At 59.3% G+C, this 13,693-nt stretch carries 9 protein-coding genes; 8 read left to right on the top strand and 1 reads right to left on the bottom strand.

The features are described 5' to 3' along the window. Nucleotides 1–146: 146 nt before the first annotated feature. From HMPREF2847_RS05125 to HMPREF2847_RS05105, 5 genes are all read left to right on the top strand, one after another. Nucleotides 147–635 (top strand): PH domain-containing protein, encoded by a 489-nt coding sequence (locus HMPREF2847_RS05125; protein ID WP_070851728.1) that lies wholly within the window; start codon nt 147–149, stop codon nt 633–635. Between the two features lie 60 nt (nt 636–695). After that, complete coding sequence (locus HMPREF2847_RS05120) at nt 696–2,015, top strand: PH domain-containing protein (RefSeq protein ID WP_168168362.1); 1,320 nt, start codon at nt 696–698, stop codon at nt 2,013–2,015. 107 nt (nt 2,016–2,122) lie between these two features. After that, on the top strand, nt 2,123–3,934 hold the full coding sequence (gene treS / locus HMPREF2847_RS05115) for a maltose alpha-D-glucosyltransferase (RefSeq protein WP_070851726.1): 1,812 nt from the start codon (nt 2,123–2,125) through the stop codon (nt 3,932–3,934). Nucleotides 3,935–3,965: 31 nt separating this feature from the next. Next, entirely contained in the window at nt 3,966–5,318 is a 1,353-nt protein-coding gene (locus HMPREF2847_RS05110; RefSeq protein WP_070851725.1) for a maltokinase N-terminal cap-like domain-containing protein, read from the top strand. Between the two features lie 60 nt (nt 5,319–5,378). Beyond that, nucleotides 5,379–7,295 (top strand): ABC transporter ATP-binding protein, encoded by a 1,917-nt coding sequence (locus HMPREF2847_RS05105; protein ID WP_070851724.1) that lies wholly within the window; start codon nt 5,379–5,381, stop codon nt 7,293–7,295. 57 nt (nt 7,296–7,352) lie between these two features. On the opposite strand, the gene HMPREF2847_RS05100 is transcribed toward HMPREF2847_RS05105, so the two are convergent. Further along, nucleotides 7,353–8,312, bottom strand: a complete 960-nt coding sequence (locus HMPREF2847_RS05100) for a diacylglycerol kinase (protein WP_049189386.1) — start codon at nt 8,310–8,312, stop codon at nt 7,353–7,355. 224 nt (nt 8,313–8,536) lie between these two features. On the opposite strand from HMPREF2847_RS05100, the gene HMPREF2847_RS05095 reads away from it, so the two are divergent. The 3 genes from HMPREF2847_RS05095 (at nt 8,537) to HMPREF2847_RS05085 (ending at nt 13,686) form a co-directional block, all read left to right on the top strand. Next, entirely contained in the window at nt 8,537–10,231 is a 1,695-nt protein-coding gene (locus tag HMPREF2847_RS05095) for an FAD-binding oxidoreductase (RefSeq protein WP_083295724.1), read from the top strand. 622 nt (nt 10,232–10,853) lie between these two features. Continuing rightward, entirely contained in the window at nt 10,854–12,437 is a 1,584-nt protein-coding gene (locus tag HMPREF2847_RS05090) for a glycerol-3-phosphate dehydrogenase/oxidase (RefSeq protein WP_070549899.1), read from the top strand. Nucleotides 12,438–12,534: 97 nt separating this feature from the next. Continuing rightward, the gene (locus HMPREF2847_RS05085; RefSeq protein WP_049170686.1) at nt 12,535–13,686 is read left to right on the top strand and encodes a MalY/PatB family protein; all 1,152 of its coding nucleotides are present in this window, start codon (nt 12,535–12,537) and stop codon (nt 13,684–13,686) included. The last annotated feature ends 7 nt before the right edge of the window (nt 13,687–13,693 follow it).

Below are 13,693 nucleotides of genomic sequence, written 5' to 3'. Positions count from 1 at the left end.
TGCATGTACTGGTAAATCTCCACGCAGACCAAAATGGTAATTAGCGTGATGAGTACTGCAATGAGTTTCCTGCGGTCCATAGCCACCGTTCTTACCGAAGCACCTGGTTGGGCGCAAGCTTTACCAATTGTGTTTAACTGTCAACCATGGAGCCACTTGATTTACTAGTCCCCGAAAACTCTGCGCTGCAGCCGGTCGACCCCGCGCTGGCTAAGGTGAAGCGAATCGCGCACGCTGCTCCCCTGCTAGTTATCACGGTTGCAGCTGCCGTAGCCGCGGTGGTGTGGACTCCGTGGATGTGGTTGGGAGTCCTCGCCTGCGTGCTCTACTTCGCATATATCTACTGGCTCATCGGCCGCCGAGTTCGTGCCCACCGATACCTCGAAGGGGATAACGACTTCATCGTTGCGTCCGGACGCTGGTGGCGCTCGGTCACTATTGTCCCTTACGGACGAATCCAGTTCATCGACATCGATGAAGGACCGCTGCTTCGCCTGTTTGGACTGGCAACGCTGAAGCTCAACACAGCATCGGCGAGCTCGGATGCCGCCGTCCACGGTCTGCCACGCGAAGAAGCTCTCGTCCTGCGCGCCCGTCTATCTCAGCGCGCCCACGACCGGATGGCGGGTCTTTAAATGAGGCATAGAGTTCATCCACTATCCCCGCTGCTCAAAAGCTTCGCCACAATCGCTGCTGTGACTGCATTCGCAGTCGCGAATCAGTGGCAATTGGCCGTTGCTGTCGTGACTCAGCTCTACGACTGGGCATGGCTCGGTCTGCTTATCGGTACCGGTGCGGTCGCCATAATTATCGGCCTGATTGCATTTTTCTCGTGGTTGTCCTGGCGGTATACGTTCTACGAACTCACCGACGATGAGGTTCGCTACGGCTCCGGATGGCTACTGCGTTCTCGACGCGCGGCACGGCTCGACCGCGTGCAGGCGGTGGATATCAACCAACCATTGTTGGCGCGCATTTTCGGGCTCGCGGAAATTGTCATTGAAACAGCCGGCGGCTCCGATTCGCACTTCACGATCAAATACCTCACTCCCCCGCAATGCGAACAGTTCCGCGCTGACGTGTTGGGCGAGGTAGAAAAGCTGGACACCGAACTGGCACATTCGCTTTACGACGGCGACAGCCCCGCCGCTGCTCAAGACTCCAGTGCCCACATGTCCTCCCGCATGTCCGACGCGAAAACTATTTTTGGCCCGGTCGATGTCGGACGGTTGGTCGCATCCGTGGCCATTGGACCCGGTCTTTTCGTCGGCATAGCTCTCATCCTCCTCGCCGTTGTCTCTGCGCTGTTTACCGACTTCATCGTGGAAATCCTCAGCGGAGTAACCATCACTACTCTGATTGTGATTGGCAGTTTCGCGCTCGGCCTTTTCGGAGTACTAAATCAGTCGTGGGATTTCACGCTGAAGGTGTCGTCGGAAAGCAGGCGTCTGGCAATTACCGCCGGGCTGTTGTCGACACGCGCTCAAACCATTCCCATTGATCGCATTCATGGCTTCAAAGTGGTGCAACCGCTCTGGTGGCGTCCGTGGAGATGGTCCCGTGCGGATGTCTCCGTGGCGGGGTACGGCCTGGACAGCACACAGTCGAACAACACACTGGTGCCAGTGGCACCGGCACCGGAGACGGACGCGATTGTCGATTACCTGATGACTGAGATTGCGGGACCGTCCTCTGCCGATGACCTGCTGGGCTCCTGGCAGACTCCACGCACGGCATGGTGGCTCAGCCCCATTGACTGGAAGTTCCAGAAGGTCACTGCCACGCGGCGAGGGCTGTTGGTGACCAAGGGTCGGTTCTGGCATACGCGGTTCATAGTCCCCTGGCAGCGCATCCAGGGGCATACACTAACCATTTCTCCGCTGAAGAAACCAGCGGGCGTGGCGAACGTGCGAATCGACATGGTGCCAGGAACTGTCACACCGGTGGCAACGGAGTTGGCGCTGGCTGATGCGTATCAACTCGCCGCGCTGATTCAGGAACACAAGGCTGTTTAAAAGGTGTTTCATGAGGTCTCCCAGGACCGCCGACTCGCGCGGTTTTGTGGGATCTCGCAGGAAAACTCCCTCTGCAGGCTAGCGGCATAGTCATTACGCTGGGATGCATGACTATCGCCAAGAAAGATTACGAGTGGTACCGCAGCGCGGTGTTCTATGAGGTGCTCGTCCGAGCCTTCTTTGACTCCGACAACAACGGCTCCGGCGACCTCAAAGGGCTGACGGAAAAGCTCGATTATCTGCAATGGCTGGGTGTCGACTGCCTCTGGCTGCCGCCTTTCTACGACTCCCCGCTGCGCGACGGCGGTTACGATATCCGCGACTTCCGCGCCGTTCTCGACGAGTTTGGCACGGTCGAGGATTTCAAGGTGCTTCTCGACGAGGCCCATGCGCGCGGTATCCGCGTTATTACTGACCTGGTGATGAACCACACCTCCGATAGCCATGAGTGGTTCCAGCAGTCGCGCACTGACCCCGATGGCCCCTACGGCGACTTTTATGTCTGGACCGATGACCCGGACACCTACTCGGGCGCACGCATTATTTTCGTGGATACCGAGGATTCCAACTGGACCTACGACCCAGTGCGTGGTCAGTACTACTGGCACCGCTTCTTCTCCCACCAGCCAGATTTGAACTATGACAATCCGGCGGTGCAGGAAGCAATGCTCGATGTGCTGCGCTTCTGGTCGGATCTCGGCATTGATGGCTTCCGCCTCGACGCTGTTCCCTACCTGTTTGAACGCGAGGGTACTAACTGCGAGAACCTGCCCGAGACCCACGCTTTTCTGAAGCGCTGCCGCAAGGTCATGGACGAGGAATACCCGGGTCGCGTCCTGCTGGCGGAGGCCAACCAGTGGCCCTCCGATGTGGTGGAATACTTCGGCGACCCGGAGGTCGGTGGCGACGAATGCCACATGGCTTTCCACTTCCCGCTTATGCCACGCATTTTCATGGCGGTGCGCAAGCAGTCCCGCTTTCCCATCTCGGAGATCCTGGAGTCCACGCCAGAGATTCCCTCTTCTGCTCAGTGGGGTATTTTCCTGCGCAACCACGATGAGCTGACGTTGGAAATGGTCACTGATGCAGAGCGCGACTACATGTACGCCGAGTATGCCCACGATCCGCGGATGAAGGCCAACATCGGCATTCGCCGTCGGCTAGCGCCATTGCTGCAAAATGACCGCACCCAACTCGAGCTTTTCAACGCCCTGTTGTTGTCCCTACCGGGTTCGCCGGTGCTCTACTACGGCGATGAAATCGGTATGGGCGACAACATCTGGCTCGGCGACCGGGATGGCGTGCGCACACCGATGCAGTGGTCGCCCGACCGCAACGCCGGGTTCTCCAAGGCCGACCCCGGTCGGCTCTATCTGCCGACCATTCAGGATGCGACCTACGGCTACCAGGCGGTCAATGTCGAAAACCAGGCGAGCTACTCCAACTCCCTGTTGAATTGGGTGCGTCGACTGATTCAGGTTCGCAAGCGCTATGAGGCTTTTGGCCTCGGTGACTTCCGCGAGCTGAATAGCGACACGGCCTCTGTTCTGACTTATTTGCGCACATTCGGCGACGAAGTACTGCTGTGCGTCAACAACCTGTCCTCCTATCCCGCGGCCGTCTCACTAGATCTGTCCGAGTTCGCCGGTTCCACCCCGGTAGAGCTCACTGGTTCGGTTCCCTTCCCCACGATTGGCACCGATTCCTACCAGATCACGCTTCCTGGCCACGGTTTCTACTGGTTCGAAATCCAGCTTCCGCCGGAGACAAACGCCGAATCGAGCGTCTCAATGTCCGCGCCGACAATCCCGGTTGCACAGGCGATATCGGACGCGCCGGTGACGTCATCACGCGAGCACTCTGGCACCGCCACCGATGCCAATGCCGATGCCGTCACAAACGCCGATAATAGAGAGTGATCTTTAAGTCCCGAAAGGCGAATGAACTGAAATGACTATTCCCACCGCCGATTTCATTGCCGAAGAGCTGGCAGACACACTGGTCAGGATGCGCTTTTTCGCTGACAAGGTCTCTGACATCGACCACGTCGAGATCCTCGCGCTTGACCCCGTACTGCGCGACAATCCCAACAGTCCCGATGTCGATATCGCATTGGTGAGGGTGCACACCGCCCATTCCGCACCGACCTATCAGCTGCCCATCGCTTGGGCGCAGGACGTCCCTGAGGGCCACGAACAGTCCCTACTGGTTCGCGCCGACGGCGTCGTCGGCTACGACGCTCTGATTGATTCGGACGCCATCACGGCACTCGGCCAGAAGCTTTCCGACGAAGGCAAGCTCGGCCGCATGGAACTGCGGCGTGTGCCGGGCTCTGAGCAGCCCCGACCGGAATCCGGCCGCCCTATGGGAGTAGAACAGTCGAATACCTCGGTCATTTTCGACGACCGCGTGATGTGCAAGTTCTTCCGTCGCCTCTACCCCGGCACTAATGCCGATGTGGAGCTGCTGGCCGCACTAGCCCAGGCGGATTGCAAGTTCGTCCCTGAGCTCTACTCCTGGGTAGAGACCACCATTGGCGAGGACGCCTACACCACCGCCATGCTGCAGGAATTCGCACCGAACTCGGTCGATGGCTGGGAGCTGGCTCTCGGCGCAGTCCGCGACGCCATCCGCGACGCCCAGACCCCGCTGGAAGATTTGGGCACCGACTTTACCTCCGAAGCCCGTGCGCTCGGCGAAGCAGTGGCCTCGGTGCACAGCAGCCTCGCCGCCGCTGTCGCGGTGAAGAATCGCCTGACCGGTGCGGAGTTGGTGGCTCCCCTGCGTGCTCGCCTGAACTTCGTCGCTGGTGTGGTGCCACAAATTGCGGAGGTCAAAGATAAGGCGCAGGCTATCTTCGATCGCGCAGAGGCTGCGGTACCGGAAGGTGGTGCCGTCGTCCAGCGAATCCACGGTGATCTGCACTTGGGGCAGGTATTGCGCACTCCAAGCTCATGGCGCTTGATTGACTTCGAAGGCGAGCCGTCGCGCCCGTGGGAGGAGCGCCGTCTGCCGGACCACCGCCTGCGCGATATCGCCGGCATGATTCGATCCTTCGATTACGCCGCTCACTACCCGCTGCTGACGGGACGTGAGGACACCGAGGCAGCGACCGAGCGTGTTGAGCAGTGGGCTCGCCGCAATATCGATGCCTTCTTGGAAGGCTATGGCGACAGCAGCGACCCGGTGCTGTTGGAAGCGTTTGTTCTGGATAAGGCCATCTATGAGTGCCTTTACGAAGCCCAGAACCGTCCCAACTGGCTGCCGCTGCCGCTTGGTGCTGTGCGCTCGCTGTTAGGATAGGGCTCTTGTCGCAGTAATTTCATAGCGGGGAGTCATCATCCCGCAAGATAGAGGTCTTTCGTGCGTCTGCTCAGCAGAATCCTATCCACCACGCGAGTGCTCTGGCCTTTCTATATCGGGGTCATCATCTGTTCGCTGGCCACCGCCGCCGCGTCGTTGATTAGCCCCTTCCTCATCCGCGATGCCACCGACGCCATCGTCGGCGCGGTGTCCAGCGATGAAGGCTTGAGCCAAGCGGCGATGTCCAACACCACTCGCACCGTGATTTGGCTGGTCATCGGACTGCTGATTGCCGATCTGACGCAAACCATCGTGCATAACATCGGTGGTTACCTGGGCGATGTGATGACTGCGCGCATGCGCGAGATTCTGTCGACCCGTTACTATGCAAAGCTGCTGTCTCTGCCGCAGCGCTATTTCGACAGCCAGGTCACCGGCACAATTATCGCCCGCCTGGAACGCTCGATTACCAATATCACGCAATTCCTCCAGGCGTTTTCCAACAACTTCTTCCCGATGTTGTTGACCGTCGGTGCAGTGCTGGCCATCACTGCTTGGTACTACTGGCCGCTGGCCGTGCTGCTGATTATCGTTTTCCCGGTCTACACCCTGCTCACCGCGTTGACGTCGAGACGCTGGCAAAAGGTTGAAGCCAAGAAAAACGAACAAATCGATATCGCCGGTGGCCGTTTTGCCGAGGTCATCGGCCAGGTCAAGGTTGTTCGATCCTTCACCGCGGAGCTGCGCGAAATCGCTTTCTTTGGTTCCCGTTTCCGCCGCACCATCTCCCTGACCCACGAGCAGTCAACGTGGTGGCACCGCATGGATGCCCTGCGCGGCGGCATTTTGAACGTCATCTTCGCAGGTATCTACCTGCTGCTTTTCCTGCGCACGCTGTCGGGCGAATTCTCCATCGGCACCATGGTCATGCTCATTCAGCTGATTAATATGGCGCGCCAACCGGTGACCATGATGAGCTTCTTGGTCGACGCTGCCCAGCGCGCAGTCGCCGGTTCCCGGGACTACTTCAAGGTCATGGAACTTACCCCAGAGGCTCGCACGCAGCCGGAGCTCCTCAATGCGGCGACCGCGAATAACGGCGACTTCGCCCCCGCATCTGTTGGTTCCATCTCAGCCAACGCCGCTAGCGACAGCGCCTACCGCTCCTCCCTGGAACGCGCAGCCGAGCAGGAGGCTGCCGGCGCTCCCATTGTCGACTTCGATGCAGTGGACTTCGCCTACGAAGAGGACAAGCCGGTGCTCTCCAACGTCAGCTTCCAGGCGTATTCAGGCCAAAAAGTCGCTTTGGTCGGCGAATCGGGTGGCGGCAAGTCCACCATCGTCAACCTGCTGCTCGGCTTTTATGCCCCGACCGCAGGCCGCTTAAGCGTTCTGGGGTCGGATGTCTCCGAGGTTTCCGGTTCCACTCTGCGCGCCGGCTCTGCCGTCGTGTTCCAGGACTCCTCGCTGTTCTCCGGCACGATTCGAGAGAACATCGCCTACGGCAAACCCAACGCTACCGATGAGGAAGTCATCGCTGCGGCCAAAAAGGCCAATGCCGACAACTTCATTCGCAGCTTCGCCGACGGCTACGACACCACTATTGGTGAGCGCGGGCTGAAGCTCTCGGGTGGCCAGAAGCAGCGCATCGCTATTGCGCGCGCAATTTTGAAGGATGCTCCCCTGCTCATCCTGGACGAGGCCACTTCGGCGCTGGACACCAAGGCAGAACGCGAAGTTCAGCGTGGCTTGGACAAGCTGATGGAGGGGCGCACCACGGTTATCATCGCCCACCGCCTGTCCACGATTTCCGATGTGGACACCATCGTTACGCTGCGTGACGGTCACGTCGACGAGGTGGGCGCACCCGCCGAATTGGCACAGACTGACGGTATCTACGCCGAGCTGCTGCGCCTGACGGCCTCGGCTTCTGCGGCGGATCGTCTGCGCCTGAAGAGCTACGGAATCAAGGGGTAACGCGACGTCGTCAAGCATGCGGGAAAAGCTTGACGACGAGAACCCCCTTGCGTTCTTTTACGGACGGGGAACGATGTAGCGGCCAGCGCCTGGGACGATTTCCACCGTGACTGGCATCGGGAACATGAGGTCGCCGTCAGCGTAGGCATTCATCTGGCGTGGTGGGCCGATATATTCCACGTAAGCCTTCTTAGCGCGATAGGTGCTGACCTCACCGATTTTTTCAACGGTGCCGTCGAATACGGACTTGAAAGCAAGGGCGGCCTTGATCCGTCCGGCCTTGCCGATGACAGTGATGTCCATCAGTCCGTCGGAGTGGTCTGCGGACGGGCAAATCTTCATACCACCGCCATAAGAACGGGTGTTACCGAAGGCGGCCAGCGTGATTGGATCTTCGAGAACCCGATCGTCATCCAGCGTGATGCGGAATGGCAGCGAGTGGAAAGCCAAGAACTCGCGGACGATAGCCAGGTTGTAGCGGTTGCGGCCATGCGGCCAGGTCATCTGATTGACGCGGTCGGAGACAATCGAGTCGAAGCCGGCACACATGATAGTGCCGAACCAGCGCTGCTCCCCCGCCTCATTGGTGATGCGGCCGAGGTCAGTGGTCGTCCAGAAGCCATCGGCGATAACGTGAGCGGCATCGCGAGCATTGCCACGCGGCAGATTGTATTCGCGACCGTGGTCGTTTCCGGTACCGGCCGGGATAATACCGAGGGGGATGCCGGTCTGTGCCTGCTCCTGCAGTGCGAGGTTAATCATGCCGTCGCCACCACAGACTGCCAGGGCATCAATTCGGCCGTCGGCGATGACCTCACGAATGAGCTTGCGGGCGTCGTCGGGGTTAGCACCTTGGAGAGCGATGACATCGATGCCGCGATCCGCGAACACCCGGCTCGCCCGGGCGGACGCAATCTGCGAGGCGCCATGACCCGCGTGGGGGTTAGTGACCAGAGCAAGGGTACGAATCTCGGTTGTTCCCAGCGGGTAGTTGAGATTCTTGTCGTTAGCGTTCATCGAAGAAATACCTACTTTTACGTGGGCTTTTGACCGGTCAATACTGGCCTTTATGGGAGTGCGTTAATGCATCTAACTAAAGCTTACCAAGATTGATTGACATTTTTTGAGAAAACGTAACGTAATACCGCTATAATAAAAGATGTAAAGATGTGCTTCCGCGCAAGTTACATATAATTCCGCAGTTCAGACTCGCAGCACCGATGCCCAAGGAGAAGCTCAGGATGTCTAACAAGCTCACGATTCCGTACCGCATGCGCTGGTGGGGCTGGGGTGTTGACGGCAACGACAAGCCAATCACCACGGCCAGCGAGAAGCTACTGCAACGCGAAATCGGTATGTCGTTGGACGCAAACAACCCGCCGCGCAACATCGCCGACGTCACCATCCCCAATAGTCGCCTCAGCGCCGAGGATATCGAAGCCCTGGGCGCTGTTGTCGGCGCGGATGCCGTCGCCACCGACCACGACACCCGCGTCAAGCACGCGGTCGGACGCTCCTACCCCGACCTGGTTCGCCTTCGCGCAGCCAAGCTCGATGTCGCCCCAGATGCTGTAGTGCTACCGAAAACTGAAAAGCATATCGAGGACCTGTTCAAGGTATGCGCTGAGCGCAAGATTGCAGTCGTCCCCTTCGGTGGTGGCACCTCGGTCGTCGGCGGTGTGGAGGCTGTTGACGGAGGCATGGGTAAGGCCATCGCAGTGTCCATGACCGCCTTTAACAAGATCATCGACATCGACAAAGTCGCTGGCACTGTCACCGCCCAGACCGGCGTTTTCGGCCCCGACCTGGAAAAGGAGCTGTCCAAGGCCGGCTTCACCGCTGGTCACTTCCCGCAGTCCTTCGAGTATTCCACTGTCGGCGGTTGGGTTTCCTGCCGCTCGGCAGGCCAGGAATCCTCTGGTTACGGTCGTATCGACCGCAACGTGATTGGCATGCGCGTCGTCACGCCAGCCGGCACCATGGAATTCCGCGACATGCCGTCGTCAGCATCCGGCCCGAACCCGCGTGAGCTTTTCCTGGGCTCGGAGGGCACCCTCGGCATCATCACGCATGTGACGATTGCCCTGAATCAGCGTCCACAAAAGGAGATGCTCTTCGACACCTACTTCTTCAACTCCTTTGAGGAAGCCGCCGAGGAGCTGCGTAAGCTGGAGCAGAGCGGCAATATCCCGCACCTAGCGCGCATCTCCGACGAGAAGGAGACGCTGTTCGGCCTCACTCAGCTTGGCTCTGCCAGCATGTCCGAGAAGGTCACAAAGTACCTGAAGCTACGTGGCATCGACACTCCGTGCATGGTGATTTTTGGCTTCGCACAGACTGATCCGGTCGGCGCCCGCGTCACCCGTGAGCGCCTGGCCGCCCGCCTGCTGACCAAGAAGTGCGTCCGCATGGGCTCCATCCCGGGCATGGCTTGGGTTAACCACCGCTTCTCCTCGCCGTACCTGCGCGATGTCATGATGACTCGCCGCGTCGGCGTCGACACCCTGGAGACCGCCACCACCTGGGATAACGCCGCTACACTGCGCCGCGAAATCGCCTCCGCAATGGAAGCCGCTGGCGAGAAGCACGGCACCCCGGTGTACGTCTTCTGCCACATCTCGCACATGTACGAATCCGGCTGCTCGCTGTACTTCACGTACTTCTTCCGCGAGACCGAGGGCGAGATTCTCCAGCAGTGGATGGACATCAAGACCGCGGCGTCGGAGGCCATGATGAACTTTGGCGGCACCATCACGCACCACCATGGCATTGGCCAGGATCACAGCCCGCAGTACTACGAGGAGAACACCGAGTTGTTCGCCAAGGTTATGCGTGCAATTAAGGACGAACTCGACCCTGCTGGCATCCTCAACCCGGGCAAGTTGGCTACCGGTCCGCGCTCCTTGGAAGAGCGTTACGACGGCAACATGATTTAACCCTGTTGCCGCCGGCTTCGGCTAGCGAGCTAGACTGACCAGTTCGCTGGCGTAGATTTCCGGCGACGTTGGGCCGTCATAAATAAACAGTGAAACGTAATCGTCAAGGGTAAAAGATTCAAGTGCTGCGGTCATTGTCGCTGTCGCTTCTTCCTGGGATCCCAAGCGAAGATGCCCGGATAGTGGGATGGTCGGCTCAATCGCTGCGATTTCGTCCGTGCGACCGCAAACAGCGTGGCGTTTTAAATGCCTAAGCGCGCTTTTCTAGTTACGACCTGTCTGGGGTGGCACGGACTGGAGACAGCAGCAACACATCTGCAGCGATGGTGCAATAGCAGCGAAAGCTCGGTTCATGGACTCAGAGCGGTTGGACGCTGGGTGCATAGCCATCGAGGTGTCTCCTTCCTTGTAATCCCGGGAAATGATTCGCAACTAAGAAAGATCTCTTGAATCAATATCCGTGCCGGTCGTTGATAATGAACAACTTAGTCTATTTCTAAGCGCCTTGCAATGGGGTACGCCCGAAATAGTTCACACTCACTACGCACTCCACAACTTCATCACTTACGCCAGATAGTTTCATCACTATCACCGTCTTCGGGAAAGTCGAGGAAGAAAGACTATGACTGCCACGCACGCTCCTCAGCGCGATCGCTCAGCTGCGGTTTTGAACAAGGCTCGTCGGCAAGCGGACTTGAATCGTCTACGCGAAGAAACCGCTAAGGGCGACATCCCAGATCTGCTGGTCATCGGCGCCGGTATCACTGGTGTCGGCATCGCTTTAGATGCGGCGTCGAGGGGTTTGAAAACCGTTCTCGTCGAATCGAAGGACCTCGCTTTCGGCACCTCTCGTTGGTCATCGAAGCTCGCCCACGGCGGACTGCGCTACCTTGCCAGTGGCAATGTCGGTATCGCTCGCCGCTCAGCTATTGAACGTGGTGCGCTGCTCGACGTCACCGCTCCGCACCTGGTGCATAACCTGCCACAGGTTGTACCGGTAATGGACAAATTTGCACCGTTGACCCGGGTTTTGCCGCGTTTAGGCTTCTTGGCCGGTGACTTTCTACGCATTATCGCTGGTACCTCCGCCACTACCCTGCCGTTGTCCCGCACTGTCAGTTCCCGCCGAGTCAGCCAGCTTTCGCCGACCGTCCGTAAGCGCGACGTGAAATTCGGCTACGTCAACTACGACGGTCAGCTGCGTGACGACGCACGCTTGGTCACCGCTATCGCTCGAACCGCCGCTAGCTACGGTGCAACTATTCTGACCCGGGTGCGCTGCGAGAACGCCTCTGGAACGAGCGCCACACTAATCGACGAGCTCACTGGCGATTCCTTCGAGCTGCCGGCTCACGCTGTGGTCAATGCCACTGGTGTGTGGGCCGCAGACCTAGCGACGAACATCAAGATTCGCCCATCTCGCGGCACGCACCTGGTTCTTGACGCCGCGAAGCTAGGCAACCCTACCGGCTCTCTCACGGTACCGGTTCCTGGTCACACCAACCGTTTCTGTTTTGTCCTTCCCGCAGAGCACAACCGCGTCTACATTGGCCTGACCGATGAGGATGCACCGGGCCCGATTCCGGACGAGCCGGAAGTGCCGGAGGATGACATCGTTTTTCTGCTCGATGTCATCAACCAGGCACTCGAGGTTCCGCTCACTCGTGACGATGTCATCGGTGCTTTCGCCGGCCTGCGTCCGCTCATCGACGCCGGCGAGGCACACACCGCTGACCTCTCCCGCGAGCACGCCTTGTTGGAGGCCCCGAACGGCCTGATTTCCATTACTGGTGGCAAGCTCACCGAGTACCGTCTTATGGCTGAGCAAACCGTGGACAAGGTTGCGGAAAAGCTCGGTGTTTCGCTTGCTCTGTGCTCCACCCGCACCATCCCTGTGCTGGGCTCCGAGCCGAAGGAGCTCGACCGCGCTCGCACCGCTGCCGCTGCCGGCCGTATCCCGATGCCGCTGTTTAACCGCTACGGTGCCGAATCCTTCGAGGTCATCGAATCCTGTCCGCTCGACCGACCGCTCGACCCGGTAGCGGAGGGTCTCGATGTCACCCGCGCCGAGTTCGCCTGGCATGTGACGCACGAGGGAGCTCTCAGCGTCGACGATATTCTCGATCGCCGCACACGGTTGGGGCTGGTCAAAGCTGATCGCGAAGCTGCACTGCCAGCTGCTGAGGAGGCACTGAGGCTAGCCTAGCGCTGGCCATTGCCGCGGCTGCTTCTGATGTGGCCGTAGCTACTGGATAAAGCGGGGAGTCTTCGGACTTCCCGCTTTTTCTGTATACACGGGAACTATGAGTGTAAATAACGCTGTCACTTTCCCCTCCCTCGATGAACTCCGCTCCCGCAGGACGGTCAAATGGACCGCATATTCACCGGACGTGCTGCCACTGTGGGTCGCCGAATCCGATGCCACAACCTGCCCTGCCGTCAGTGCCGCGATCGACGAGGCGTGTCAGCGCGAACAGTTCGGATACCTCTCGCAGGACATCACCGCGCTTACGACCGCAACCGCGGACTTCTCTGCAGCGCGCTACGGTTGGCGTCCGAACCCAGACAATATCTTTGCAGTCGCCGACGTCGTCCGCGGAGTCACGCTCGCAGTTGAACGCTTCACCCGCCCCGATTCCGCAATTGTCGTCCCCACTCCCGCCTACATGCCGTTCTTCCAGGTAGGTCCCGCGCTGGGACGGGAGACGGTGTGCATCCCCACGCTTGCCGACGGCCCGGATCTCGGCGCCCTCGAACGCGCCTTCACCGACGGTGCCGGTTGCCTGATCTTGTGTAACCCGAATAACCCTCTCGGCTTTACCTACTCACCCGAAAAACTTCGTGAGATTACTGATTTAGCCGCTCGCTTTGGTGCGCGCGTTATCTCAGACGAGATTCACGGCCCAGTTGTTCTAGATGGCACTCACACTCCAACCGCGTCGGTGTCGGATACCGCGGCGGCCGTGACTATCACGGTGACTGCTACCTCGAAGGGCTGGAATACCGCCGGCCTCAAGTGTGCGCAGATCATCTTTAACGACGAAGATGCCAAAACCTGGCTGGAGCTGCCCTTCATTGTTCGCGAAGGCGCTTCTATTCTTGGTGTCGCCGCGGCCACCGCCGCCTACCGCGATGGCGTGCCCTGGCTGGACAATTTTGTCGATGTCCTGCGCACCAACCGTGAGACTCTGCGAACACGTTTGTCCACTATTGCGCCGCAGGCTCGCTTTACCCCACCGCAAGCATCATTTTTGGCGTGGTTGGACTTGGGTGACGTGCCTGGTGTTGCCAGTGAGGACCCAGCTGCGTGGCTGGTTGAAAACGCCAAAATAGCACTCAACCCCGGCTTCGCATTCGGCGAAGGCGGGGCTGGGCATGTGCGGCTTAACTTTGCGACCTCCCCGGAAATCCTCGGTGAGGCCCTGGACCGTCTTGACGCGGCCCTGCGCTTGTAGTTGACGT

Source organism: Corynebacterium sp. HMSC074C03 (assembly GCF_001838285.1).
Taxonomy (GTDB): domain Bacteria; phylum Actinomycetota; class Actinomycetes; order Mycobacteriales; family Mycobacteriaceae; genus Corynebacterium; species Corynebacterium amycolatum.
The sequence above is the reverse complement of the archived record's forward strand: the minus strand, read 5'-3'. Positions and strand labels throughout refer to the sequence as shown.

What these genes read in the sequence shown, in the direction of transcription:
- HMPREF2847_RS05125 (WP_070851728.1), top strand. Translation starts at nt 147, where the DNA reads ATGGAGCCACTTGATTTACTAGTCCCCGAAAACTCTGCGCTGCAGCCG.
- treS (WP_070851726.1), top strand. Translation starts at nt 2,123, where the DNA reads ATGACTATCGCCAAGAAAGATTACGAGTGGTACCGCAGCGCGGTGTTC.
- HMPREF2847_RS05110 (WP_070851725.1), top strand. Translation starts at nt 3,966, where the DNA reads ATGACTATTCCCACCGCCGATTTCATTGCCGAAGAGCTGGCAGACACA.
- HMPREF2847_RS05100 (WP_049189386.1), bottom strand. Translation starts at nt 8,312, where the DNA reads ATGAACGCTAACGACAAGAATCTCAACTACCCGCTGGGAACAACCGAG.
- HMPREF2847_RS05095 (WP_083295724.1), top strand. Translation starts at nt 8,537, where the DNA reads ATGTCTAACAAGCTCACGATTCCGTACCGCATGCGCTGGTGGGGCTGG.
- HMPREF2847_RS05090 (WP_070549899.1), top strand. Translation starts at nt 10,854, where the DNA reads ATGACTGCCACGCACGCTCCTCAGCGCGATCGCTCAGCTGCGGTTTTG.
- HMPREF2847_RS05085 (WP_049170686.1), top strand. Translation starts at nt 12,535, where the DNA reads ATGAGTGTAAATAACGCTGTCACTTTCCCCTCCCTCGATGAACTCCGC.